This window comes from Sorangium sp. So ce119 (genome assembly GCF_051524405.1).
Classification (GTDB): Bacteria; Myxococcota_A; Polyangia; order Polyangiales; family Polyangiaceae; genus Sorangium; species Sorangium cellulosum_G.
Genome location: NZ_CP150310.1, coordinates 920,796 through 947,374 on the forward strand (window position 1 = coordinate 920,796; position 26,579 = coordinate 947,374).

Consider the following 26,579-nt stretch of genomic DNA (forward strand, 5'->3'; position numbering starts at 1 on the left):
CGGGGGCGGACAGTTAGCTCCACGTGGTCTTCTCGTTCGCTGCCGGTCAACCCGCGGAGGCGCCCGTGTCTCGCGCTTCATCGAGCCCGCCGCCGGTGAGCGAGCGGGCCCCGGGCGAGCTCACGGTCGAGGCGCTCTACGACGCCTACGCCGACTACGTGTACCGGTCGCTGCGCCGCCTCGGCGTCGTCGAGGCGAACCTCCCTGACGCGCTGCAAGAGGTCTTCGTCGTCGTCCACCGGCGGCTCGGCGAGTTCCACGCGCATGCGTACGTCAAGCAGTGGCTCTTCGTGATCGCGCTCCGCATCGCCCGGAACTACCGGCGCACGCTCGTCCGCAGGAAGCCGGAGCGCGAGGCCCTCGCGGCGGGCGTGGATCCGGACAGCCTCGCCGCCGAGCGCTCGGACGGGCCGTTCGAGCGCGCCGCGCAGGCCGAGGAGATCCGCCTCTTCTACTCCCTGCTCGAGACGCTCGACGACGACAAGCGCGAGGTCTTCGTGCTCGCCGAGCTCGAGCAGATGAGCGTGCCGGAGATCGCCGACACGCTCTCGCTGAACGTGAACACGGTCTATTCGCGCCTGCGCGCCGCGCGCCAGGCCTTCGAGCGTGCCCTCTCGCGCTGCCGCGCGCAGCAGAACATGGGGAGACCCCGATGAGCGAGCTGAGCCGCGAGGCGCGTTCGTTGATCGCGTCGGCCCGCCACGAAGAGGGCCTCACGCCGGAAGAGCACGCGCGATACCGCGCGCAGCTCCTCCAGCGGCTGGGCATCGCCGCGGGGGTCGCGGGCGCCGCCTCCCTGGCCCCGGCCAAGGCCGCTGCGACGGCGGACGCCGCCGCGACGTCGGCCAGCGCAGGCGCGGCCGCGCCTGCGATCGCCGCGACCGCCGTGAAGGCGGGCGTGAGCTTCGGGCTGGGGACGCTCGGCGGCAAGATCGTGATGGGGGTGACCCTCGCGGCCGTCGCCGCGACAGCGCACCTCTTCACGCGCGGCTCCGCGCAGCGCGACACGCTGGAGGCGCGCCTGTCCACGAGCGCCGTCGTGACCACGAGCGCCGCGATCGTGGCGCAGATGAAGGACTCGCTCGCCGAGGCCGAGCGCGCGACGCACGAGGCGCCCGTCGCGCCCGGGCCCGCGGAGGAGCGCGAGGAGCGGCCGGCGCCCTCGCCCAGGGCGGCCGCGCCCTCGAGGAGCGCGAGCCCGGCCTCCGGAGCGCTGGACAACGGCTTCCAGGAGGACGCGAAGCTCCTGCGCGACGTGCGTGCCGCGCTGGGAGCAGGCAAGGACGAGGAGGCCCTCAAGATGCTCGAGGCGCGCCGCGCGAACCCGACCGAGGGCATCCTCGGCCAGGAGCGGGCGGCGGCGCGCATCCTCACCCTGTGCCGGCTCGGCCGCACGGCCGAGGCGCGGGCCGCGTCCGAGCGCTTTCTGCGCCAGCACCCGCGCTCTCCGCTCGGTGAACGGATCCGGCGCGCGTGCGCGGGGGATGCCCCACCGGCCCCGGCGCAGGCAAAGGGGGAGCGCGAATGAACCGGCGGCGAGCTTCCACGCGGCCCGCCGACCTCCGCCCCCTGTTCGGGGCAGCGGCGTCGCTCTTGCTCGGCCTCGGGTGTGAAGCGGGAGGAACCTCGTCGCTCGGCAAGAACGGCGTGGGCCTCGATGGGAATGAGCCCGGCGCACAGCCGGGAGGCGCGCTCTCCGGCTTGCCCTGGCCCTCGGGCACCAACGCGCAAGACCTTGATCGGATCGCCGCGTGGGCGTCGTACCGCGGTCGCCCCGCGGACGTCGCGCTCGTGATCACCGATTACACGAGCTGGCCGGGCATCACCCAGCCGGACGGCGTCCTCGAGGGGCTCGCAGGCTTCACGGGCAAGCTCGTCATCGCGCTCCCTTTCTGGCCGATCGGCACCGGCGGGAGCCTCGCGGCGTGCGCGCAAGGCGAGTACGACGAACACTGGCGCACCCTCGGAGCGACGCTGGTCGCTCACGATCGCGCTGGCTCGATCATCCGCCTTGCCTGGCAGTTCAACGGGAACGACGTCGAGTGGAGCGCGAGCGACCCGGTCGCGTGGGTGTCCTGCTATCAGCATGTCGTCACGGCCGTCCGCGAGGCGGCCCCCGAGGCGCTCTTCGACTGGTCGAGGAGCGCGCACGGCACGCGGAACCCCGCGAGCGGCGACGCTTCCGAGGCGTACCCGGGCGACGAGTACGTCGACGTCATCGGCATCGACACCTTCGACATGACGCCCTCGTCACCCGACGAGGCTGCATGGACCCAGCAGTGCAACGGCCCTGACGGCCTGTGCGCGGTCATCGAGTTCGCGCGCGCTCACGGGAAGCGCGTGGGCGTGGGCCAGTGGGCGGTCGTCACGTGCAACGGCTTCGGCGACGCCGGCGGCGATAACCCATTCTTCATCCAGAAGATGCACGACACGTTGGCGGCCAACGCCGACGTGATGGCGTACGAGACGTACTACAACGACCCGAACGCGGGCGAGTTCTGCACGTCCCTGCACGATCCGGTCGAAGCGCCCATGGCTTCGGCCCTTTACCAGAAGCTCTGGGGGCCCTGACCCCGAGGTCGGCCCCGAGCTCGTGAAGTAACCGCAAAGCGCCGGCGCTGCGCTCCAGGCGGAGCTCTGCCTGCCAGGGCGAGACCACGCAACCAAACCGGAAGGAGCTCATCATGGCTCGACGTATCGATCTGTTCGCGCGAAACAGGCTGACCACCGCACTGGGAGCCTCGATGATGGCGCTGCTCTTGATGTCCAGCGGCTGCGTCGTCGGGGATGACCGCGCCGAGACCACGCTCGATCCGGCCGACAAGACGGCCGCCGCGCAGGTGCTCGGCTCGGTGATCAGCCTGTGGTCGGACGCGGACGTGCCGGCCATCCTGGCAGACAGCGACACCCAGGCCGTCGAGCTCGGCGTGAAGTTCCGCTCGAGCGTCGCCGGTCAGGTCACCGGGGTTCGCTTCTACAAGAGCAGCAGCAACACCGGGACGCACACCGGGCGCCTCTGGAGCGCAGCGGGGCAGGAGCTCGGGTCCGTCACGTTCATGAACGAGAGCGCGACCGGCTGGCAGGTGGCCTATTTCGACGCGCCCGTCCCGATCCAGGCGAACCAGACCTACGTCGTGAGCTATCACGCGCCGAACGGGCGATACTCGGCGAGCAACAGCTACTTCTCCAGCGCCGGCCGCGCGAGCGGCCCTCTCTACGCCTTCAGGGACGGCGAGGCCGGCGGCAACGGCGTCTACAAATACGGCACCTCCGGGTTCCCGACGAGCACGTGGCGAGGCTCGAACTACTGGGTCGACGTGCTCTTCCAGGCCTCGAGCGACGCGACGCTGCCGGCCGTCGCCATCTCCTCCCCGGCGGCGAACGCCACGCTCACCGGCACGGCGCAGGTCACGGGCACCGCCTCCGACAACGCGGGGCTCTCGAAGGTCGAGCTCCAGGTGGACGCCGGGAGCTTCACCACGGTCACCGGCACGAGCAGCTGGACGTATACGCTGAACACCCTGCCGCTGACCAACGGGGGCCACACGCTGACCGTGCGCGCCACGGACACGTCAGGCAACACCACGAGCGTCTCGCGCGCCGTGACGGTCAACAACCCCTCCGGCGAGGGCGGGAGCCTGAACCTGCCGCGCGTGGCGTGGGAGGGCGGGCCCTCCTACTACAGCGCGTATTCGTACACCGATGCCGCGGCCTGGGACAACGCGGTGTTCTTCCCGCTCGGCGTCTGGTTCGAGGGCGTCTACGGCCAGAGCGACATCGATCTCGACAAGGACGCCGGGATCAACACCTATGTCGAGCTGACCAGCGCGAGTAACATGCCGCTGATCCAGCAGAACGGGATGTTCGCCATCGCGGGGGTCAGCGGAAAGAGCAGCGAGACGGTCGGCCATATGCTGACGGACGAGGCGGACATGTGGGCCGGGGCGGGCTCCGCCGCGTGGACGGGCAACTATCCAGGCGAGGGCTCCATCTGCAACCCCTCGAGCGCATCGTGCGGCTATACCGTCATGCAGACGCTGGTGAACAACACGCCATCGGACGGGCGCGCGCGTTATGCGAACTTCGGCAAGGGCGTGATGCTCTGGCAGAGCGACAGCGAGGCGCAGCAGTTCGTCAATGCTTATACGCACGTCGTGTCCAATGACCTCTACTGGTACACCGATCCCAACATCTGCGGCGAGATGCAGACGTTCCTCGGCCTCCCGTCGTCCACGTGCCGGCTCGCCGCGAACTACGGGGTGACCATGGACAGGATGCGACACCTCGACGGGATGGACGGCAGGCGCCAGCCGATCTGGGCGTTCATCGAGGTCGGTCACCCGTTCACGGAGGACTGGGCTCCGAGCATCACGCCGGACCAGATCGCCGGCGCGGTGATGTCGTCCCTGATCCACGAGGCCCGGGGGATCATCTACTTCAACCACAGCTTCGGAGGCCCGTGCGAGACCCAGCACGCGCTCCGCGAGCCCTGCTACGCCGCGCAGCGCGCCAAGGTCAAGGAGACCAACCTGCGCATCAAGGACCTCGCGCCCGTGCTCAACACGCAGTCGTACGCGTACTCCTTCAACGCGAACCTCGACACGATGCTCAAGGAGCACAACGGCTCCTATTACCTCTTCGCGATGCTCGGGCGCGCGAAGCCGACCGGGAGCTACACGCTGACGCTGCCGCCCGGCCTCACGGGCTCCACCGTCCAGGTGCTCTACGAGAACCGCACCATCGCCATCGACGGCGGCGTGTTCACGGACTCGTTCGCGGCCGAGTACACGTACCACATCTACAAGATCACGCCGTGAGCCGGATGGGCAGCGTCGTGCGCTGCCCGGTTCCGCCAGCGCTCGCCCCTCCGACCGCCCACGCGCTCGACCCGGGGGCATCGTGGCCGCGCGGCCCGGTGCGCCTGCGGGAGGGGGCCAGCGACCGGCGGGCACGAGGTGCGCCGATCAGAGCTCGCGCGTCATCTCGATCATCGTGCGGCGGAAGCCGAACCGCTCGAACAGGCGCTGCGCGGCGGCGTTCTGCGTCGCGGTGTGGAGCACGACGCGCGGCGCCCCGAGGGCCCGGAGGCGCGCGATCACGGCGTCGAGCAGGACGGCGCCCGCGCCGAGCCGGCGCGCAGGCTCGGCCACGTAGACGTCGTGGAGCACGCCGCACGCGTCGAGCAGGCTGTTCCAGTCGCGCGGCTCCCGGCGCCCGTAGGCGTAGCCGACCAGCGCCGGCTCGGCGCCGCCCCGCTCGGCGACGACGATCGCCGCGTCGGGGTTGGCGAGCTCGCTGGTGAGCCACCGCTCGTACCCGGGCTCGATCGGCTCCAGGCACAGGAAGCGGTGCGGATCCAGGGCGTGGTGCAGGCGGACGAGCTGCGCCGCGAAGCGCGCCACCGCGGGCATGTCGGCGCGCTCCGCCGGGCGGGCCTTGAGGGTGGGGGGCATCCGCCAGGATAGCCGAGCGAACGCCGCTCGCCCGGCCGCGGCGCTCCGCGATGGACCTCTGCGCTCAGCGCTCGGCCTCGGCGCTCACCGCCCCTTGCCCGCCCCGAGGCTCTCCAGCGCCTGCTGCGCGTCCCGCCGGTAAGCGTTGTCGGTCGGCGCCGTCTCCAGGAAGCGCTGGTAGTGGCGGATCGCCTTCTCGCGGTCGTTCGTCGCGCGGAGCGCCTCGGCCAGGAGGAAGTGCGCGTCGAACAGCCACGGGGGCGCCGAGCGCTCCGGCGCCTCGCCGAGGGCGACCGCCTGCTCCAGCTCGGCCGCGGCCCCGGCGCGGTTGCCGCGCGACGCGTAGATCTTGCCGAGGCGGTAGTGCCACTCGGGGACCTTGTCGTTCGACGCGATCGCCTTGCGCCAGGCCTCCTCCGCGGCCGCCCAGTTGCCCTGGTCCTGGTAGCAGAGCGCCATCGTGGCGTAGGCCTCGTAGCGGGACGGCCGCTTCTCCAGCGCGATCTGCAGATCCGCCAGCGCGTCGCGGCTCGCCCCCTGCTTCTGCAGGAGGACGCCGCGCTGCCAGTACGCGTCGCCGAGCTCCGCGTCGAGCTCCAGCGCGCGCCGCAACGCCACCTCCGCGCGCGCCGTCTGGCCCGTCTCGTTGGCGCCCCAGCCGACGTAGAGGTGGTACTCCGCGCGGTTCGGGTCGAGCTCCGCTGCGCGCTCCAGCAAGCGCAGCGCCTCGGCCATGTTCGTGCCGCGCACGAGGAGCGCGCGGCCGAGGAAGTGGTGAGCCTCGGCGGAGTTCGGGCGATCCTTGAGCACGTCGCGCAGCATCGGCTCGGCCTGGCTCGCGTGGCCCGCCATGACCTGCGTCGAGCCGACGCGCAGCTTCAGATCGATGTCGTTCGGCGCCTTGCGGAGCGCGTCCGCGTACATCTCCAGCGCGCGCTCGCTCTGGCCCGTCTCCTCGAACAGGAGCCCGCGCTCCAGGGCGAGGCCCGGGTAGTCCTTGTCGGCCGCCGTGACCTTGTCGAAGACCCTCGCCGCGTCGTCGAAGCGGCGCAGGCGGCGGTAGGCCTCGCCCAGCTTGAACTGGCTGCCGAGATCGTCCTCCTTGGCGAGCGCCAGCTCGAGCTCCTGCCGCGCCTCGTCGTACCTCCCGGTCTGGAGCGCGACCTCGGCCTTGGCCTTGTGGAGCGCGGGCAGGTCCGGGAACTTCGCGGTCGCCTCCGACAGCCTCGCCGCCGCCTCCTCGTTGCGGCCCAGGCTCGAGAGCAGCGAGGCCAGCGCGACGTAGGCGTCGACGACCTCGGGGCGGTTCTCGCTCGACTTCACGGCGTCGAGGTACGCCTGCTCCGCTTCCTTCTTGTTGCCGAGCGCGAGCTCGGTGCGCCCGAGCCAGTAGGCGACCTGCGGGTCCGCCGCGTGCGTCTTCTGCAGCCCCTTGAGGAGGTCCTTCGCCTCCTTCATGCGCTCCTGGGCCAGCCACGTCTTCGCCTTGCCGATGTGCGCGGCGAGCTTCTGCGCGTCGGCGCGGGCCGCGGCCTCGAAGCGCGCCTGCGCCTCGGAGTAGCGGCCCGACCGGTAGAGGACCTCGCCGTTGCCGATCAGCGCGCGCACCGCCTGCGGATCGATCTTCACCGCGGCGGCGAACGCCTGCTCGGCCGCGCTCATGCGGGACTTCGTGAGGTGGACGGTGCCGAGCAGCGTGTACGCCTCGACGATCTCGGGGTCGCTCGCGGCGGCCCGCACCGGGCCGTCGCCCGTGACCTTGCCCAGCAGATCGAGCGCCTCCTGCTCGCGCGCCGGCGTCTGCCAGAGGAGCGACGCGATCAGGGTGCGGGCCCCGACGTGGTTCGGCGAGGCCTCCAGCGCGGCCCTGGCGCTCGCCTCGGCGGCCGCGGCGTCGCCCGCGAGGCGCTGCGCCCGCGCCAGGCCGAACAGCGTGCGCGCGCTCTTCTGGAGATCGTTCGCGCGCTGCCACGCCGCGACGGCCCTGGGCGCGTCGTTCGCGAGGAGCTCGAGCTCGGCGGCGAGGACGGCGACGTCGATGTCGTCCTTGAGCCGGGCGCCGAGCGCCTGCGCGCCCTCTCGCGCGCGCGGGAGCTGGCCGGTGGCCGCGTCCTGCGCCGCGACCGCCAGCGCGAGCAGGTCGCTCGGCTCGGAGCTCGCGAGCGCGACCATCTCCTTGCCGAAGGCGTCGTCGACGGTCCGGTGCCCGAAGCGGACGCTGCGCGCGAAGGCGACGTACCCGGCGTAGGCCATGGTCGCCCGGTGTCGCGGCGCGCCGCCGCGCACGGTCTTCGCGTCGTTCAGCGCGCCGTTCGCGGCCGAGGCGGTGTCCTGGGCGAGGGCGGCCTGGGTGCGCTTCCTCAGGTCGGCGAGCGCGGCCTCGTGCGCGGAGGCGTTGAGCCGGTCGCTGATCAGGTTCACGCCGAAGGCGCCGACGTCCGGCACGAGCGCGAGCGCGCCGCCGCCGACGGCGGCGACGGCGAGGGCCGCGACGACGTAGCGCTTGATCTTCGTCTTCTGCTGCGGGGCTTCCTGGGCGGGCGCGGCCTTCTCGACCTGCGCCTCCGGCCCGGCGCTCAGGTCGCCGATCTCCGTGCCGGCGCCCGTGAGATCGACCTCGTCGCCGACGCTGGGGTGCGGCTCGCTGAGCTCGATGCCGCGATCGTCGTCGTCCACCGGGGTCTGCGTGAAGTTCGCGGAGCGGTCGGACGGATCGTACGCGGCGGGCGCGGCGCCCGTGGGGAGGCTCGCGACGCTCTCGCCGAGCGCGATCTCGTCGCCGAAGTCCGCCGGCGGCATCCCGCCGCCGCTGGGGGGCTCGGGCGCCGTCGGCGGGAGCGGGCGCGGCCCGGGCGCCTGGAACGCGGCGCCGACGCGCGAGTCGTCGTAGTCCGGCGGGGCCTCATCGAAGAGCTCGGCGCCGACGATGGTGCCCGGTCCGGCGGGCAAGCCGGGTCCGGTGGCCTTCGTGGGAAGCGCGGGGCCGGTGGCCTTCGCGGGGACGCCGACGGGCGCATGGGCGGGGAAGCCCGCGGTGGCCGGCGCGGGGTAGCCTGCGGGCGCCGTGGCGGGGAAGCCCGCGGACGCGGCGACGGGGTAGCCCACGGGCGCCGTGGCGGGGAAGCCCGCGGATGCGGGGGCGGGGAGGCCTGCCGCGGTCGGGGCCGGGAGCCCGGCGCGGACCGGCGACGGGAGCGGCGCGGAGGCCGGCACGGGCAGGCCCGCGCCCGGGAACGGCGCGGGCATGCCGATGACGCCCGGGACCGAGCTGGGAAGATCGCCGGAGACGATCGGCAGATCGCCCGACGCCGGCGAGGGCAGCTCGGGGTCGCTGTCGCCCTCGAGGGGCAGCTCGAGCTCACCGAAGCCGAACGACATCGAGCCGCTGCTGGAGCGCGCCGGCGGAGCCGGGGGCACGTCGTCGTCGAGGTCTCCGAAGTCGTACTCCGGCGCCACGCGCGGGGGCGCGGCCTCTCCCATGCCGCGGGTGCGCCCGCGGCCGAGCGGCTGCGTGGCGGCCCCGGCGCGGCCGCCGGGACCCGAGTCGCGCGCGCCGGGCGCCGAGTCGCGCGCGCCGAACGCCGGGTCGCGGGAGCCGGGCGCCGAGTCGCGCGCGCCGAACGCCGGGTCGCGGGAGCCGGGCGCCGAGTCGCGCGCGCCGAACGCCGAGTCGCGCGGGCCGAACCCGAGCGTCCGCCGGCTGCTCGGGGGAAGCGGATCGACCCGCGCTGGCAGATCGGTGTCGGCGAACGCCGTGGGCGTCGCCGGGGCGGTGCGCGACTCCGCGCGCGATCGCGCCGGGAGCGGCGCCGGCGCGGCGGGCATGTTGCCGTACACGACCGGCAGGTCGTCGGGGTCGAGCCCTTGCGCCTCGACGTCCGCCGGGCTCGGGAGCTCGACCATCAGGTCGATCTCGCCGAAGCCGCGGCGCTGCGGCACCGTCTTGGCGTTGCGGCGATCGGAGGGCGCCGGGCGATCCGGCACGTCGGGCAGGCCGATCTCGCCGAAGACCTCCGGTCCCGGCGGCTCGGCGCGCGGCGCGGGCGCTGCGGCGGCGATCGGCGCCGGCGCGGCGGGCGCCGTCTGCGCCCCGCGGCGCGGCGGGGTCGGCACCGGCGCTGGCCCGGGGCGCCGGGGCGGCGCGACCGCGGGGAACGCGACGTCCTCCGGCGCTGCCACGGGCAGATCGGCGTCGTCGTGCATCGCCGGTGCGCTCCGCTCCGAGAGCTGAAGGCCCCCCGCGCCAGCCCGCGGCGCGGGCGTGGGCGGCGGCGCAGGCGCGGGCGTCGGCGCAGGTGTCGCCGCGGGCGCAGCGCCCCCCTTCGTTACCAGCAGGCTCGTGCCGCACTTCGGACAGCGCATTTTGAGCCCCGCTGGGGGAACGCGCTTCTCGTCGACCTGGTACGGCGATTTACATCCGTCGCACTCGACCTTGATCATGCTCCCCGACCCGATGCGGGCGCTGCGACTGCCTCCGCAGGCCCCGTCACGCTCGTTCGGCCTGCGACAGGCCGGGATGCCCCGACATCCGCTCTCCTTACTAGCAGGGCTTGTGGTCCTTGGATCGCCTCTTCTACGGGCCCTCCTCAAATCGGCCCCGGCGTCCGCGTCCCGCGCGGATCCCGCGCGCGCCTCGTCCTCACCTCGCTCCGCGTCGCGCGGCAGGCCGCGCGCCCTACGCCCGGAGCAGAGCCGGAACGCCAGCGGCGGCGAGACGGCCGCGACCAGAGGGCGCCGGAGGGGGCGCGAGGGGCCGGCGACGCGGGGCGTGCCGACAACGCGGCCTCGCCAAGCGTCCTCCACCTGTGCTAACGCGCTGCCGCCCATGCAGCGGTCGACGGCGGTCATCTACACGCTCTTCTTCGCGGGCGCCGTGGCGTTCGTCATCGCGCAGAGCGGCCCCAAGGGCCGCGGGGCGGCCAGCGCGCCCGCCGACGCCGGCGCGAGCGTCGACGCCGGCTCGCCCATGGCGACGGCGCCGACGGCGGCGGACGACGGCGACGCAGGCACCGACGCCGGCGTCGAGGGCGCCCCGGGGAGCGGTCCGGAGCAGGCGGCGCGATCCGACGCGGGCATCACGCTCCTCTCGGGAGAGGCTCCGCCCGGCCTGCCCACCGAGGCCCCGAAGAAGGTGCGCTTCGGCGTTGTGCTGGTCCAGTACCGCGGCGCGCAGGGCGCGACGCCGAACGCGCGGTCGAAGGACGCCGCGCTGGCGCTCGCCAGGGAGCTCGCCGAGGTCGCCAAGACGGACTTCAAGGCCGCCGTCGACAAGGGCGACAAGGGATCGACCGACGACCTCGGCTTCATCCCGCGCGGCGTGCTCGAGCCCGCGCCCGAGTACGAGCTCTTCAGCCTCCCCAAGGGGGGGGTGAGCGGCCCGGTCGACACGCCGCGCGGCTTTTGGATCACGCGGCGGATCGAGTAAGAAAGCGTACCGCGCGCGGCGCGTCGCCGCAGGCGCGAACGAGGGGAGATACCGTATGGCGACGATCGACATCCGCCGGCAGCACTCGCTCACCAAGGAAGAGGCCCGGCAGCGCGCGGAGGTGCTCGCGCGGGGCATGGAGGACAAGCTCGGCCTCCAGTGGCGATGGGATGGCGATCTCATCCGCTTCGAGGCCCCGGGCGGCGCCGCCAAGGGAACGAAGGGCCTCGTGCGCGTCGAGGCGTCGGCGGTGCAGGTCGAGATCGATCTCCCGTTCCTGTTGAAGGCGATGAAGGGCACGATCGAGTCGAAGGTCAACGAGAAGCTCGAGGCCGTCCTCGGCAAAGCCTAGCGAGGACAGCCGGCCTCAGCGTCCCGGGCGCGCCGGGCGCCTCGATGGACCGGCGCCTCGGCGGCGAGCCGCCTGGCCGCTCGCCGCGCACCGTCGTCCCGCGCTCCCTCCTCCTCATCTCGACGCCCTCCGCTCGCCAGCGAGCGACCTCCACCTCGATCGCCTCGCGCACCTGCGCGCGGCAGCGCACCGCGTTCCTCGTCTTCCGAAGGTTCCGAGGAAGCGCGCTCCGCGCGCGCGCCGGCCGCGCCTCGACCGCGGGCGCGCGAGCGCCGCATGGCGCTGCCCGAGCCCACCCCCTGCCCGGCGCGCTTTACTCCGCGCGCTTCGGTTCGCTACTCTCCGCCATCGTCATGCGTTGCGCACAGATGAGACCCCCTTCGGAGGCGTCGCAGGCGAGATGACGGTTCAGGCACCCGAAGGGCAGGTGGAAAGCATGACGGCCCTGATCGCGCGTCTTCGCGCGGAGCAAGGCGACCAACCGGAGCGACAGCTCCAGGCGCTGCTGCTGCATGAGCTCGGCGCGCTCGAGGAGGCGCTCGGCGAGGAGCCCACGGCGGCGCGCGACTACCTCGCTGCGTTCAACGCGGATCCGCAGTTCCGCGAGCCGCTCGAGGCGCTCGTCCGCATCCTCACGCGGCGCAAATCGATCAAGAACCTCGGCAAGCTGCTCGACGCGCTCACGCGCGCCGCGGCCACGCCCGAGGAGCGGGCGCGCGCGTTCTGGGAGCGCGCCGCGTACCTCCAGGACCACGAGCAGAACCTCTCGGCGGCCAAGGAGGCGCTCGAGGAGGCGGCGCTCAGCAACCCGGAGGACGCGACGCCGTGGCTCGAGCTCGAGCTCATCGCGGCCAAGGAGGGCGACCTCGCCGGCCGGATGCGCGCGATCGAGGCCCGCGCCGAGCTCGCGACCGACCCGACGTGGAAGGGGCTGCTCTTCATCGAGCTCGCCGACCTCGCCGCGGCGACCGAGAACGTCGAGCGCGCCTACGAGCTGCTCGACGCGGCCGCGGCGCTCGAGGGCCGGGCGCGCTTCAGGTCGCAGCTCGCCCTCGAGGCCATCGCGCGCCGCGAGGAGGACCTCGGCGCGCTCGCGCGCGCCCTCGAGGGGCAGGCCGAGCTCATCGCCGACGCGCTCGACGACGAGGCGAGCGGCGAGGCCAACGGCGTCCCGCGCCACATGCGCAGGCCGGAGTACGCGGCCGACGCGTGGCTCCGCGCCGCCGAGCTGACGCAGCGCGCGGGGACGGGCGGCTTCGCGTCGCTCCTCGAGCGCGCCGCCGAGCGGCTGCCCCAGTCGGCGCTGCTCGGGCGGGCGCGCATCGCCGCGCTCGAGGCCGCCGGCGAGGCGGAGGCCGCCGCCGGCCTGGCGAAGCAGGAGATCGCGCGCGGCGCGAGCGGGCCCGGCGCCGCGGCGCTGTGGCTGCGCATCGCCGAGGCGGCGGCGCTCGCGAGCGATCGCGAGGCCGCGCTCGCGGCGCTCCGGAGCGCGCTCGCGGCCGACCCGCAGTGCATCCCGGCGCGCGCGCTGGAGATCGACCTGCTCGGCGACGGCCAGGATCCGTCCGCGTTCGCCGCGTCGCTCGAGGCGACCGCGGCGTCGTACGGCAGCGACGAGGCGCGCGGGCGCGCGCTGCTCCTCGCGGCGTACGTCTGGGCGGTGCGGACCGACGACGTCGGCGCGGCGAAGGCGGCGCTGTCGCAGGCCGGCATGGCCGGCGTCCACCCGGGCGTGCTCGCGCGCTTCGGGCGGTCGTTCGCGGCGCTGCGCGGCGACGCGGCCTGGTACGAGGAGTCGACGAAGCGGCTGCTCTCGACCGGCGTCGACCCGGCGGAGAAGGCGAGCCTGTGGTTCGAGATCGGCCGGAGCCGCCTGCTCCGGGGCGACGCGGACGGCGCCGAGGGCGCCTTCGCCGAGCTCGCCGCCGCCGGCGCGGACGACGGCGCCGCCCCGAACGCGTGGCTCGGGAGGGCGCTCGGCGCCTTCGCCGTCGACCTCGTGCGCAGCCGGCGCGAGCCCGGCGACGAGGTCGGCGCCGCCCCGCGGCGCTCGCCGACGGTGATCGAGGCGCTCGCCGAGGTCGAGGGCGAGGACACCGCGCGCGGGCTCTGGCTCGTCGCGGCCCTGCGCAGCGCCCGCGACGGCGAGCTGGATCGCGCGCGCACCCGGCTCCGCGCGCTCTTCGAGCGCTCCGCGGACGACCAGGTCGTCGCGGTGTTCCTGGCCGAGCTGGACCGGCGCGCCGGCAGCCCCGCCTCCGCGGCCGCCACGCTCTCGACCTGCGCCGCGGCGATCGACGACGCCGATCTCTCCGCGGCGCTGCACATCGAGGCGGGCATCCTGCTCTGGCGCGCCGGCGAGCGCGGCCGCGCTGTCGACGAGCTCGAGGCGGCGCGCGGCAAGGCGGCGCGGGCGGGCGCGACGATGCTCACCTGGGCGCTCCGCGGCCACGAGGCGAACGACCTCCAGAGCCGGCGCCGCGCCCTCGAGGTCGCGGGCGAGGCGGGCGAGGACCCCGCGGCGCTCGCGCTCTCGCGGTTCGGCCTCGAGGTCGGCGCCGCCGAGGGCGGCGACCCGGACGAGGCGCTCGCGACGCTCGAGGCGCTGGAGTCGCAGGCGAGCGACGATCTCGCCCTGGCGGCCGCGCTCGGGAGGCTCCTCTGGCAGCCCGCCCTCGAGCAGCGGAGCGCCGTCGAGCGCGCGCTCGACTACATCGAGGAGCGGGGCGACGGCGCCGCGTCCATCGCGCACGCCGAGCGCTTCCGCCTCACGCGCACCCTCGACCAGGACCGCGCGCGCACCGCGGCGCGCGCCGCCGCGTGGGCCGCGGCCGACCCGAGCCCGCACGCCGACCTCGAGTGGCTCGGCGCGGCGCTCGGCGCCGAGGACCGCGAGGCGGAGGTCGCCGCGCGCAGCGCCCTCGCGCGGCACCTGGAGGGCGAGGCCCGCGCCGCGATGGAGGCCTCGGCCGCGATCGTCGGCGCGCTCGACCAGCCGAACCTGCCGCGGCCGTTCCTCTCGGGCGAGCACGCGCCGGCGCAGCTCGCCAACCTCGAGCTCGCGCTCCCCGGCTGCGATCCGCGGCGCCGCGCGGCGGCGCTGCACGGGCTCGGCGACGCGCTCGGCGAGGACGCGCAGCTCACCGCGCTCGGCCTCGCGGGCTGGTCGGACTTCGCCGCCGGCGATCACGAGCGGGCGCTCGCCGCGTTCCGCACCGTGGTCGAGCGGCGGCCCGACGACATCGCCGCCTGGGAGGGCGTCCGCGCCACGTCGGAGGCGCTCCGCGACCCCGTGTCGACGGCGCTCGCCGCGGCGCAGCTCGGCGCGCTCTGCAAGGACGACGCGCGCGGCGCGGAGTTCTGGGAGAGCGCCGGGCTCCTGCTCCTCGAGCACACCGACGCCCACGACGACGCGGAGATCGCGTTCGATCGCGCCTTCGGGCGCGACCCGCGGCGCGGCGTCGCCTTCGATCGGCTGTTCCGCCGGGTCCGCGCGCGCAACGAGGACGACCGCCTGCTCGACATCATCGAGCGGCGGCTCGGCGTGGCGGAGAGCGACCTCGAGATCTGCAAGCTGTTCTGGGAGCGCGCGCGCGTGCTCCGCAAGAAGGGCAAGCTCGACGAGGCGCTCGCCGCGCTCGAGAACGTGACGCTGCTCGAGCCGGACCACATCGGCGCGCTGGCGCTCTCGGCCGACATCTCCAAGGCGCAGGGCGATCTCGGCCAGGCGGCGGCCTTCTACGCCGAGCTCTCGCGTGTCGCGAAGGCGCCGGGGGAGCAGCGCCTCATGTCCGGCATCACCGCGGTCGACGCGTACGAGAAGCTGGGCGAACACGACAGGGCGCTCGAGGTGCTGGTCGGCCTGCACCGGGCCGGCCTGTCGACGCTCCCCGTCCGCGAGCGCCTCGTCCGGGTCGCCGCCCGGGTCGGCTCCTGGGACGAGGCCACGCGCCTGCTCGAGGAGCTCATGGTCGAGCGCGACACCCCCGCCGGCCGCGTCGAGGCGGCGCGGCTCGCGATGGCGATCTACCGCGACCAGCTCCGCGCCCCGCGCCGCGCCGAGAAGGCGGCCGCGAAGCTCCTCGAGGAGGCGCCGGACGACGGCGAGGCGATCGATCTCGTCCTCACGACGGACTACGAGCCCGCGTTCCGCACCCGCGTGCTCGGCCGCGCCAAGTCGACGCTGATCCACGCGCTCGCGTCCGACCCGATCGACGCCGACCGGGTCGCGCTCCTCGCGAAGATCGCGGGCGCCGGCCAGGACGCGGCGCTCCGGCAGGCCACGCTGGGCGCGCTCGTCGCGCTCGGCCGGGTCGACGAGGGGATCAGCGCGGAGCTCAGGAAGATCGACGCCCGCGTCCCGGCGCGCCCGCAGATCGCCCTCGACGCCAAGGCCATGGCCGAGATCGCCGATCCCCTCGACACCGGGCCGGTCGGCGAGCTGTTCGCGAAGATGGCCGAGACGATCACCATGGCGCTCGGCCCCTCGCTCGTGTCGCTCGGCGTGGGCAAGAAGGACCGCATCGACTCGCGCGGCGGTCATCCGCTGCGCGTCGCGGTCGCCGAGTGGATGGGCGCGCTGAGCTTCGAGACCGACTTCGAGCTCTACGTCGGCGGCCCGAGCCCGCGCGGCGCCACCGGCGTCTATGGCCAGCTCCCCGCGCTCGTGCTCGGCCCCGAGATCACGACGCCGCTCGACGCCGCCTCGCGCTCGGCGATCGCGCGCGAGGCGTTCGCGCTGCGCCGGGGCATCACGTCGCTCAGGACCCGGGACGACAACACCGTCGCCTCGCTCGTCGCGGCCGCCTGCATCGAGTCGGGCCTCGCGGTCCCGCACCCGCCCTACGCCGTCTTCGGCGAGGTCTCGCGGGCCATCCACAGGGAGATGTCGCGCGCGACCCGGAAGGTCATCGCCGAGGTGTGCCAGCGCATCGTCTCGAGCCAGCAGGACCCGCACCGCTGGGCGCAGGCTGCCCGCAGGAGCATCGATCGCATGGCCGTCATCGCCGCCGGCGACGTCTCGCTGGTGCTCTCGGACATCCTCGGTACCCCGCGCGAGCAGCTCGGCGGCGTCGTCGCCGAGAGCGAGCGGGCGCGCCAGCTCGTCGCGTTCGTCCTGTCGCAGAGCTACCTCGAGCTCCGGAAGAAGCTCGGGATGGGGGTCCGGTGAGCAAGAATCCGCAATCCAAGAGCTCCTCTGGCAACGGCGGCGAGGAGGGCACCCCGTCGCAGGAGAAGATCACCGTACCGCCGCCGGCGATGTACGGCGCGGCGGTGTCCGAGGGCGACGTCGAGGAGGCCACGCTCCTCGCCAAGATCCCCGACGAGCTCATCAAATCGATCCGCGCCGCCGAGGAGGGGGAGCGCGTCGGCGAGGGCGGCCTGAAGCAGCTCTTCTCCCGCGAGCCGGTGCCGGTGCCCGCGCGGCCCCCGCAGAGCGCCGGAGAGAGCGACGCGCTGATCGACATGCTCTTCGAGGACCAGCGCGTGGACGACGCCGACGACGGCGTCGTGACCTCGGCGCCCGCGCTGACCGGCGCGCGCCGCAACGCCGCGCCGCCGCCCGCGCCGCCCGCGCCGCCGCGTCCGCCCGTGTCGACGCCCACGCCGCCGCGGCCGACGTCGTCCGCGCCGCCGCGCCCCGCGTCGCTGCCCCGCCCCGCGGTCCCACCCCGCTCGGGCAGGCCGGGCGACGTGAAGGCGTCGCTCGGCGGCGATCTCACGCCCAGCGATCGCACGCCGAGGGTCCCGCCGCCCGCCGCGTCCGCGCGGTTCACGGCGCCGCGGCCGCCGTCCGCCGCCGTCGCGCCGCCGCCGCTGCCTCCGCCGTCCAGGCGATCGGAGCCCGTGCACGACGAGGACACCGCCGAGCCGGGCGACCGCGCGACGCCGATCCCCGACGGCGGCGATCCCCCGTTCGAGTTCGCGCCGCCCAGCGTCGTCAGCAGCAGGCGCCCCGCGCCGACGAGGGGCTTCGAGGACGATCTCGCGGCCGGCATCGAGGACGAGGACACGACGGGCTTCGACGACGAGGAGACCAAGGCCCTCGACGAGCCCGGGCCGACGACCCGGCCGTACGCCGGCGAGCCGTCTGCCCCCGCCGACCTCTGGGACAAGGCCGCGATCGAGAGCGATCCCGGCGAGCTCGTCGACGAGTCGAGCCTGATCCACGGGCAGGTCGACGCCGACGCCGACGACGATCTCGCGAAGACGCGCGTCGCGGACCGGCGGCCGTCGTTCCGCGCGGCGTTCGAGCCGCCGCGCTCGGTCGCGCCTGCACGCGAGCCCGAGAGCCTGCCGCCGCTGCCCTCCATCCCGCCGCCCGCGTCCGTGTTCCCCGGCGAGCAGGACGCGAGCGCGATCCTCGTCCAGTCGCAGCAGCGCGACGTCTGGGCGGCGCGCGCCGCGTGGCTCCGCGCCGAGGCCGAGCTCATCGAGGACCCGACGGCCAGGTCGCGCGCCCTCCTGCCGGTCGCCGAGCTCTACGTGATGGCCGGCGAGGACGCGACCGCCCGCGCCGTCGCCGCCGAGGCGCGCGACCTCTCCCCGGGCCTCGTCTTCGCGCACCGGCAGCACCGCGGGCTCCTGATGCGCGAGGGGGATCTGCCCGGCGCGCTCGACGCGCTCGAGGCCGAGACCCGCATCCTCGGCACGCCGGCCGCGCGCTGCCACAACCTGGTGCTCGGCGCCGAGCTCTCCCGCATCTCGCTCGCCGACCCCGAGGGCGCGCACAAGCGCCTGGAGCTCGCGGCCCGGATCCACCCCGTCGACCCGCGCGCGCACGTGCAGCGCTTCTGCGAGGCGCTCGCGGCGCCGGACACGGACGCGGCGGCCTCCGCCACCCTCGCCAAGTTCCGCCTCCCCGACGCGCCCGAGCTCGCTCCGCTCGCCGCGGCGTGCGCCCAGGTCGCCGCGCACCGAGGCGCGCCGCGCCGCGCCCGCACCGCGCCGGCCACCCCGTACGAGGCGCTGCTCCGCGCCCGCGCCCTGCTGCGCGCCGGCGATCTCGCCGAGGGCCTCGCGAGCCTCGAGCCGCTGGGGGACACCTCGCTCGCGCCCGCGGTCGCATGGCTCACCGCGGCGCTGGGCGCCGCGCGCACGGAGACCCGCCCGGCGGCGCTCGCCGCGCTCCGCAGCGTCACGTCGGGCTCCCACGGCGGCCAGGCGCGCCGCGCCCTCGCCGCCCAGGCGATCGAGCTCGGCGACGCCGCCGCGGCCCGCGGCGCCACGCTCGAGGACGGCGGCGCCGGCGGCGCGTTCTCGCCGGCCGATCACGTCGTCCTCTCGGCGCTCGCCGGCGGATCCGCCGGCGAGATCGAGCCGTGGCTCGACGCCCTCGCCGGCGATCCCGAGTTCGCGCCGCTCTGCGCCGCCGCGAGCGCCGCCCTGAGCGACCCGAGCGCCGCGGCCGACGGGGCGCTCGCGGACGGCGCCCCCGCGTCGAGGGGCGTGCGCGCCATCGGCGGCGCGAGCGCCCGCGCCGCCGCGATCCTCGGCCGCGCGCTCTCGCGCGAGGCGATCGCCTCCGAGGGCATCGACGCGAGCGACGCCTTCTCCCGCGCGGTGCTCACCTACGGCGACAACGCGCCCGAGAGCCCGCTCTTCCGCGCCCTCGCGCTCGAGCTCGACCTCGACGGCGACCGGGGCGCCCGCGTCGCCAGGAGCGTGGCCGCGCTCCGCGAGGTCGCGTCCGATCGCGACAGCGCGCTCGCCGCCGCCGTCATCGCCGAGCTCGCGGGGGACCAGCGCGCCGCGATGAGCGACCTCGATCGCGCCCGCGCCGCGGATCCGCAGCACGAGGGCGCCGCGCGCGCCCGCGCCGCGCAGGAGAGCGGCGTCGGCGCGGCGCGCATCCTCGCGGAGCACGCGCTCACGCTCGAGGAGGGCCCGCGGGCCGCGGTGCTCGTCACCGAGGCCGCGATCCGCCTGCTCGACGGCGGCGACAACGAGGAGGGCGAGCGCCTGCTCTCGCGCGCCGCGCAGATCGACGCGAAGCTCCCCGTCGCGCTCCACCTCGGCGAGCGCAGCGCGCGCGCCCGCGTCGATCGCGACGGCCTCCTCGAGTGGCTCAGGACCCGCCGCGAGAGCGCGGCCGATCCGCTGGAGCGGTCCCACGACCTCGTCCGCGAGGCGCTCCTCGTCGCCGAGGCGGATCCCGCGTCGGCCGCGTCGCTCCTCGAGTCGGCGCACCGCTCGCGCCCGCAGGACATCGGCCTGCGCGAGCTCTTCGAGCGGCTCGCGCCGGAGCCCCCGGCCGACCGCGCCGCCTGGCGCGCCGAGCGCGCGACCGAGCTGATGCGCGCGCTCCACGCCGGCGGCGACGACATCGCCGCGGCCGGCATCGAGGCCGCCCGCCTCGCGCTCGAGGCCGCCCTCGAGTACGAGCGCGCCGGCGATCTCGGCCAGGCCGCCGCGTGCGCCCGCCAGGCGATCACCGCGGGCGACGAGGCGCTGGCGCCGATCGCCCTCCACCGCGCCGCCGCCGCCGGCCACGGCACCGGCGAGCTCGTCGACGCGCTGATCCCGCGCGCCCGCGAGGCGACGGACGTCGCCGAGCGCCTCGAGATCTACGAGCGGCTCGCGGAGCTCGACGAGCTCGGGCGCAGGGACGCCGGCAGCGCGCTGCTCTGGCGCCGCTCGATCCTCGAGGAGACGCCGCACCACCTCCCGACGCTCCGCAAGGTCGCCTCCTACCTCATCGGCGAGGGGCGCGACGAGGAGCTCGAGCCGATCGCCCTCGAGGTCGCGCGCGTCCTCGACGGCCCGGAGGCGATCGCGCACGCGCTCCTGTCGGCGCGGCTGCGGATGCGCGTGCTCCCGTGGGAGGAGACGTTCGAGCCGGTCCAGATCGCGTACCGGAACGAGCCGCGGGGCATCTGGGCGCTGCGCCAGATGGCCGCCCACGCCCGCGCGAAGGCGGATCACGCCCTCGCGATCGAGGCGGAGCGCCAGCTCATCGAGCGCACCGATCGCCCGTCCGAGGCCGCCGCCCTGTCGGTGCGCGCCGCCAAGGACGCCCTCCTCGCCGGCTCGATCGAGGACGCCGTCGCCTTCTTCCGGCACGCGATCACGCTCGTCCCGCACTACCTCGTCGCGCACCTCGATCTCGCCGACGCGCTCGAGCGCGGCGGCGACGCGGCGGCCGCCGCCGCGGCGCTCGAGTCCGCGGCGGGCGCCAGCGTCGGCTCCGAGGGGCGCGCGCACTCGCTCTACGCCGCGGCCGTGCTCTGGCAGGACAAGGTCCAGAACGCCGCGCGGGCCCGCGACGTCCTCGAGGCGGTCGCCACGGTCGACCCGTCGTACGCCGACGTCTTCTCGCGGCTCAAGGCGATCTACGTCGCCGAGGGCGCGCGCGCCGAGCTGGCCGCGCTGCTCGAGCGCCGCCTCGACGCGGTGACCGATCCGACGGAGCGCGTCGAGATGGAGGTCCTCCGCGGCCGGGCGCTCGCCGACGTGGGCGACGCGGCCGCCGCCAAGCGGGCGCTCGCCGCCGCGCTCGACGCGAACCCCGACCACGTGGAGGCCCTGTCCGCGTTCGCCGACGTCTGCGCCGGCGAGGGCGACTGGACCGGCGCCGAGCAGGCGTGGATCCGCCTCGCGCGCCTCGTCCCCGATCCCGAGAAGCAGGCCGCGATCTACCTCCGCCTCGGCGAGCTCTACGACGAGCACCTCCCGAACGCCGAGCGCGCCGAGCTCGCGTACCAGGAGATCCTGAAGCGCGCGCCGGGCGACGTGGGCGCGCGCGAGCGCCTCGTCGCGCTCTACAAGCGCGCCGGCGACGGCGCCCGCGCGCTGGAGCAGCAGAACCTCCTCATCAACGCCGCGGAGGCGCCCGAGCTGAAGTGCCGCCGCACCGCGGAGCTCGCCGAGATCCACGAGTCGATGGGCGAGATGAAGAAGGCCGAGGCCACGCTGCTCACCGCGCGCAAGACGTGGCCGAAGGACGACTTCGCGCTCGGCGCGCTGGCCCGCTTCTACCAGCGCACCGAGCAGACCGCCGCGGCGAACGTCCTGCTCGACCGCGCCCTCGCCGACGCGCGGCGCGCGCTCAACACCGGCCGCTTCGAGCCGTACCTGTTCTCGACGGTCGCCACGGTCGCCGAGCTCCGCGGCCGCGCCGGCGCGTCGCGGATCGCGCGCGCGACGGTCGCCGCGCTCGACGGCCGCGACGCCGCGATGGGCGGCGCGGGCAACGCCGCCGGCGCCGCCCGCCTCGACGCCCACCTCGCGCCGGAGCTCATGACCCCGGCGTTCCGCGAGCTCCTGCTGAAGACGGGCCCGCTGCTCGACACCGCGGTGGCGTTCGATCTCGACTCGATCCGCGCGACGCCGCTGCCGCCGCAGCACGCCGACATCACCGACCTGGCCCGCGGCGTCGGGGCGGCGTACGGCCTCCCCAACCTGCAGGTCTACATGACGGCCGCGCTCGGCGCCGTCTGCGTGCCGGCGTCCACGAGCCCGCCCAGGATCGTCCTCGGCCAGTCGCTCGTCACCTCGCCGCGCGAGGACGTCCGGCTCTTCCTCATCCACCGCGCGGTCAAGATCCTCCAGACCAACGCCTCGGCCTTCTCGCGGACGGCGCCGATCGATCTCTGGCCGCTGCTCGCGGCCTACCTGAAGGCCTTCTCCCCGTCGTGGTCGCCGCAGGGCGCGGACGCCGGGCGCCTCCGCGAGTACCAGGGCCGCATCGATCGCGCGATGTCGGGCGGCGCGGATCCGAAGCTGGGCATCCTCGCCGCGGACGTCATCGGCTCGATCGGCAACCGCGCCTCGACCCTCAACACGGCGATCAACGGCTGGGGCAACCGAGCCGCCTTCCTCGCGGTGGGCGATCTCAACATTGCGCTCACGGGCATCGCCTGGGCGGGCGGCCACGCGAACGCCCCGCCCGCCGCGGGCAAGGACCGCATCACCTGGATCGGGCGCAACGCGGAGGCGCGCGACCTCATCGTCTTCGCCGTGAGCGACGGCCTGGCCGAGGCGCGGGAGCATCTCGGGTTCAACGAGTGACGCGGCGCGGGCGCTCCTCGTCGGGCGCCGTCGCGCTATGTTGAGCGCGCGTCTCGCGATCACTTCGCCGTCGCGGGGGCTCGCTTGGCCGCGTATGCTCCGCCGCCCGCCAGCGAGCGCTTCGCCGCTCTCATCCAGCGTCGGCTGTCCACTCCTCACGACCCATGACCACGACCCTCAAGGCCAAGCGCCGCGTCTCCTACGACTGCTCGAAGTGCCCGGCCTACTGCTGCTCCATCTACGAGCGGGTCGAGGTGACGCCCCGCGACCTGCGGCGGCTCGCCCGCTATTTCGGCCTCACGGTCGAGGCCGCCGAGAAGCGCTTCACGAAGCGCTACAACGACGAGCGCATCCTCCGGCGGCAGTCCGATCCGCTGCTCGGCCGTGTTTGCCGTTTCCTCGACCTCACGACGCGCGGCTGCACGATCTACGAGGCGCGCCCCGAGGTCTGCCGCGATTACCCCGGCAGGCCGCGGTGCGGCTACTACGACATGCTCCAGTTCGAACGGGAGACGCAGGACGACCCCAACGTGATGCCGCTCGTGCAGATCACGTTCCGCTCGAGGACGCCGGCGGGCTAGCTCGTTCAGGACGCGGGCTTCACGCCATCTCGTTGAGCTCGTCGGCCACGTCGGCCATGTCGGCCATGTCCGTTACGTCCGCTTGCGCCGCGACGCCCGCCGTCGCTCGCTCGTGCAGCCACTCTTCCGGCCGGTCGGCGGGGTAGACCCGCAGCGACCCGTCCGCCGGGCCGAGCAGATCGTCCATGCGCGCCACGCCCGTGATCCGCTGCGCCGCCATCAGGCCAGAGATCGAGGCGCCGGCCACCCCGTGGCTCAGGGTGCTCGCGCCGCACTGGTACAGCCCCGGGATCCTCGTCCCGATCGAGAACGACAGCGGCCCGAGCTGCCACGGCGTCTTGGCGGTGCCGTAGGCGGCGCCCCGGTGCGAGGCGCAGTAGAAGTCGTTCGTCAGCGGCGTCGCCACCGAGCGAAACACGATCGCGCGGGAGATGCCGGGGATGATGTTCTCCGCCGCGGCGATCACCTGATCTCCGAGCGACTCCTTCAGCGCCTCGTAGTCTGCCCCCCGCTCGCCCGTGCGCGTCTCCTTCCAGCGCGTGAAGGGGCCGTGGGGCACGAACGTGAACATCTCGACCGTGTGGTGATCTCCCCGCGTCGGGTGGCCCGGGTCCTTCAGCGTCGTGATGGTCAGGAACAGGCCGTCCACCTCGCCGCGCGGGAGCTGGTACTCCATCCGCTCGTAGATCCGGCCCACGTCCTTACCGCGGTACCACCAGTAGTTGCCTGAGTCGTAGCCCATGCCCCTGAGGTCCATGTCGACGGCGCAGAACACGCTGAGCAGGCTGGTGGAGTACTCCATCCGCCGGATCTTGCGGCGCTCTCGGGCGGTCAGCTCCGGCGGGAGCAGCTCCCCGTAGGTGATCGCCGGGTCCGCGTTCGAGACGACGCTCGCCGCCCGGAGGATCTCGCCGCCTTCCAGCTCCACGCCCGCCGCGCGCCCCCGCTCGACGAGGATGCGCCTCACCCGCGCGCGCATCCGGACCTGCCCCCCGAGCCGCCGCAGCGCCCTGACCATCGCGAGCGGGATGCGCTTGGCGCCGCCGCGCGGGTAATACCCACCGTTGAGATAATGGCAAACGATGCTCGCGTGGATCGGCAGCGCCACGCGCGACGGCGCGAGGCCGTGGTCGCCCCCCTGCGCGGCCAGGATCGCGCGCAGCAGCGGATCGCGGATCGTCGCGTCCAGCAGGTCCTCCTGGGTGCGGAGCCCCCAGCGCACGAGGTTCGGCGCCTTGAACGGCAGGAGCAGCGCCTTCGGGAACTCGAGCATCGTGTCGAGCCGCGCGAGGTCGCCGCTCAGCCCGCGGACGACGCGGAAGTACCTCTCCAGCCCCGCGGCCTCGTGGGGGAACCGCGCCGTGAGCCGGGCGAGCAGCCGCTCGAACCCCTTCGGCACGTCGAACCGCTCGTCGCCGATGATCAGGTGATCGAGCCCGTCCGGGTTGAGCTCGCAGAACTCCAGATCTCGCGAGAGGCCGAGCCCCTCGTAGAGCCGCCTCACGGCGCCTCCGGGCCCCAGCTCGCCGATGTAGTGCACGCCCGGGCTGAACAGATATCCATTCAGCGAGAAGCTGTGGGTCCACCCCCCGGGGAGGTAATGTTGCTCGACGACGATCACCTTCTGCCCCGCACGCGCGAGCGCGAGCGCGGCGGTGAGCCCGCCGGGGCCTGATCCGATCACGACGGTATCCGCGTGCATCCTGCGTCCCCCTGGGACTCCGATGCTCCGGGGAGGATCCCGGCTGCGCGCCATGGCATCCATCCCCCGCGCCGCCAGGACTCCTGTCCAGCTGCGCCCGCGGTTCAGCTCACTTGCCGCCGTCCGTCGGCGCCCCGGCGTCCGGCGGCGTCCTGTCTGCCTTCTCCATGTTCATGAGCGGCAGCGGGCACACGACCGGCACGGCGCGCGCGGGCGTCTGCGCCGACTCGCGCATGCACGTCTTGCCCGTCAGGCGGACGCGCTCGCCCACCTGGAGGTCGGGCGGGCACACGATCGCCTGGGAGGCCGAGACGAGGTCGCCGTCGATCCAGAACAGCTCGCACCCGTCGTCCGTCCGCCGCAGGTGGTAGTACCGCGTCGGTCGCCGCGGCGCGGGCGTGCCTTCTGCCGCGAGCGCCGCGCCCGCATCGCTGCTCGGCGTCCCCGCGCCCTGGCTCCCCGCGTCGCCCTGGCACGCCGCGGTCCCGGCGAGGAGCGCGGCCACGAGCATCCGGCCCGGTCGGCGCTGCGATGTCGGCGGCGGCATGGGAGCGCCCTCCGGACCGGCCGCGATCAGCGGCTCGGGAAGAACATGATGGCCATCTTCGTGAGGAAGAAGTCGGCGATCAGGATGGTGATCGACGTCACCACGACCGTGCGGGTCGTCGAGTGGCCGACGCCCTCGGTCCCACCCCGCGTGATCAGCCCGAAGTGGCACCCGACGAGCGCGATGATCGCCCCGAAGACGGGCGTCTTGTACATCCCGCTGAAGTAATCCATGAACGTGACGGAGCTGAGCGCCGTCCTCAGGAAGAAGCCGGCGGGGATGCCGAACTCGGTCGCGGAGATCAGCATCGCGCCGCCGAAGCCCATCACGAGCGCGAACGCGCCGAGCACGGGCATCACCACGATGCTCGCGAGGAGCCGGGGCAGCACGAGCTTCTTCAGCGGGTTGGCGCCGAGGGCCCGGATGGCGTCGATCTGCTCGGTGACGGCCATCGACCCGACCTCGGCCGCGATGCCGGCGCCGATGCGGCCGCCGACGATGACGGCCGTCAGCGTCGGCGCGAGCTCGCGCGAGAAGGACAGGCCGATGATGCGCCCCGTGTACTCCATGCCGCCGAACTTCTGGAGGCCGATGGCGAACTGGACCGCCATGACCATCCCGACGAACAGCGCCGTCACGGACGCGATGGCGGCCGAGCGTACGCCCAGCGATTCCATCTGATAGATGGTCGAGCGGATCTCGAGCGGCCGATCGAAGATGGCCTTGATCGCCCCCCAGGTCATCCGCCCGAACTGCCCGAGGTGCTCCACGAACCCGACGGCCGTATCGTTGATCTTGGCCAGCAGGGGAGGGAGGGGCGGCGGAGCCAGGCTGTTCGGCGGCAGGCTGCTCGGGCCCACGCTGGAGGGAGCCGGGTTGATCGAGGAGGGCGGCGCCTCCGTGGTCCGTTTGGGCTCAGTCGTCATCGGCGGGCAGGGTCGAGAAGCCGCGGACCATCCGCGTGAACGCAGGTTCGCCCGCGGCGTAGCGGGCGGGATCTGCAATGAGGAGCATGTCGTACACGCACCCGTTCTTCTTGAGCACCCAGACGTCGAACACCTTCGGCACCCCGTCGAGCTTCGCCGAGATCACGGTGTGCAGCGCCTCGCGCCCGTCGAACGGGACGACCTCCTGCTTCAGCACCTCGCGCTCGGTGAAGTGCAGGAACAGGTGGTTGGTGAGCGAGATGAGCGGGACGTCCTCCTCGTTCTTGCAGCGCCCGTTCAGCGCGATCGTCGCCCCGTTCGCGTCGTCGCGGTACGCCACCGCCGCGTCCGACACCGAGATCTGCCGCCAGCTCGCCGGCGCCGGCGGCACGCGGAACGCCACGTCCGGGCCGCGGTAGATCGTCCCGTCGAACGACGGGCCTCCGCAGCCGGCGAGCGCGAGCGCGAGCGCGAGGAGCATGGCCCCGGGGGCCGCTGTCGCGGTCGCAGGGCCGGCGGCGGTGGGGCGCCTTCGGAGGGGTCGTCGCATCGCTGCGGGCCGACGCTATCACGCTTTTGCATC

Annotated in this window: 15 protein-coding genes; 9 read left to right on the forward strand and 6 right to left on the reverse strand. The window is 74.5% G+C overall.

Annotated features, from left to right (window positions below; translation table 11 throughout):
* Positions 1-65: 65 nt before the first annotated feature.
* From WME76_RS03715 to WME76_RS03730, 4 genes are all read left to right on the forward strand, one after another.
* Entirely contained in the window at positions 66-656 is a 591-nt protein-coding gene (locus WME76_RS03715) for an RNA polymerase sigma factor (RefSeq protein ID WP_437958839.1), read from the forward strand.
* Entirely contained in the window at positions 653-1,528 is an 876-nt protein-coding gene (locus WME76_RS03720; protein ID WP_437958840.1) for a hypothetical protein, read from the forward strand. The genes WME76_RS03715 and WME76_RS03720 overlap by 4 nt, the downstream gene beginning before the upstream one ends.
* Complete coding sequence (locus tag WME76_RS03725) at positions 1,525-2,571, forward strand: glycoside hydrolase family 26 protein (RefSeq protein WP_437958841.1); 1,047 nt, start codon at positions 1,525-1,527, stop codon at positions 2,569-2,571. Before WME76_RS03720 ends, WME76_RS03725 begins: the two co-directional genes overlap by 4 nt.
* A gap of 113 nt (positions 2,572-2,684) precedes the next feature.
* Entirely contained in the window at positions 2,685-4,817 is a 2,133-nt protein-coding gene (locus WME76_RS03730) for a DUF4082 domain-containing protein (RefSeq protein ID WP_437958842.1), read from the forward strand.
* A gap of 147 nt (positions 4,818-4,964) precedes the next feature.
* Here WME76_RS03730 and WME76_RS03735 read toward each other — a convergent pair whose 3' ends face one another.
* Together WME76_RS03735 and WME76_RS03740 are read right to left on the reverse strand one after the other, a co-directional pair.
* Positions 4,965-5,453: an N-acetyltransferase family protein gene (locus WME76_RS03735; RefSeq protein ID WP_437958843.1), complete on the reverse strand. Its 489-nt coding sequence runs from the start codon at positions 5,451-5,453 to the stop codon at positions 4,965-4,967.
* An 84-nt stretch (positions 5,454-5,537) separates the two neighbouring features.
* Positions 5,538-9,893, reverse strand: a complete 4,356-nt coding sequence (locus WME76_RS03740) for a tetratricopeptide repeat protein (protein WP_437958844.1) — start codon at positions 9,891-9,893, stop codon at positions 5,538-5,540.
* 385 nt (positions 9,894-10,278) lie between these two features.
* Between WME76_RS03740 and WME76_RS03745 the strand changes: the two genes are divergently transcribed.
* From WME76_RS03745 to WME76_RS03765, 5 genes are all read left to right on the forward strand, one after another.
* Positions 10,279-10,878 carry a peptidyl-prolyl cis-trans isomerase gene (locus WME76_RS03745; protein ID WP_437958845.1) on the forward strand — a complete coding sequence of 200 codons (600 nt, stop codon included), beginning with the start codon at positions 10,279-10,281 and terminating at the stop codon, positions 10,876-10,878.
* A 55-nt stretch (positions 10,879-10,933) separates the two neighbouring features.
* On the forward strand, positions 10,934-11,230 hold the full coding sequence (locus WME76_RS03750; protein ID WP_061616980.1) for a polyhydroxyalkanoic acid system family protein: 297 nt from the start codon (positions 10,934-10,936) through the stop codon (positions 11,228-11,230).
* A 436-nt stretch (positions 11,231-11,666) separates the two neighbouring features.
* Positions 11,667-16,400: a hypothetical protein gene (locus WME76_RS03755; protein ID WP_437958846.1), complete on the forward strand. Its 4,734-nt coding sequence runs from the start codon at positions 11,667-11,669 to the stop codon at positions 16,398-16,400.
* Positions 16,397-22,240 (forward strand): hypothetical protein, encoded by a 5,844-nt coding sequence (locus WME76_RS03760; RefSeq protein WP_437958847.1) that lies wholly within the window; start codon positions 16,397-16,399, stop codon positions 22,238-22,240. Before WME76_RS03755 ends, WME76_RS03760 begins: the two co-directional genes overlap by 4 nt.
* Positions 22,241-22,404: 164 nt before the next feature.
* A complete protein-coding gene (locus tag WME76_RS03765; protein ID WP_433933364.1) occupies positions 22,405-22,821 on the forward strand; it encodes a YkgJ family cysteine cluster protein in 417 nt (138 codons plus the stop codon).
* A gap of 19 nt (positions 22,822-22,840) precedes the next feature.
* Here WME76_RS03765 and WME76_RS03770 read toward each other — a convergent pair whose 3' ends face one another.
* The 4 genes from WME76_RS03770 to WME76_RS03785 all read right to left on the reverse strand — a co-directional run bounded on the left by WME76_RS03770 (position 22,841) and on the right by WME76_RS03785 (position 26,546).
* The gene (locus WME76_RS03770) at positions 22,841-24,505 is read right to left on the reverse strand and encodes a phytoene desaturase family protein (protein ID WP_437958848.1); all 1,665 of its coding nucleotides are present in this window, start codon (positions 24,503-24,505) and stop codon (positions 22,841-22,843) included.
* A gap of 127 nt (positions 24,506-24,632) precedes the next feature.
* Entirely contained in the window at positions 24,633-25,070 is a 438-nt protein-coding gene (locus WME76_RS03775) for a hypothetical protein (RefSeq protein ID WP_437958849.1), read from the reverse strand.
* 26 nt (positions 25,071-25,096) lie between these two features.
* Positions 25,097-25,996 carry an MlaE family ABC transporter permease gene (locus WME76_RS03780; RefSeq protein ID WP_437958850.1) on the reverse strand — a complete coding sequence of 300 codons (900 nt, stop codon included), beginning with the start codon at positions 25,994-25,996 and terminating at the stop codon, positions 25,097-25,099.
* A complete protein-coding gene (locus tag WME76_RS03785) occupies positions 25,986-26,546 on the reverse strand; it encodes a hypothetical protein (RefSeq protein WP_437958851.1) in 561 nt (186 codons plus the stop codon). Before WME76_RS03785 ends, WME76_RS03780 begins: the two co-directional genes overlap by 11 nt.
* Between the last annotated feature and the right edge of the window lie 33 nt (positions 26,547-26,579).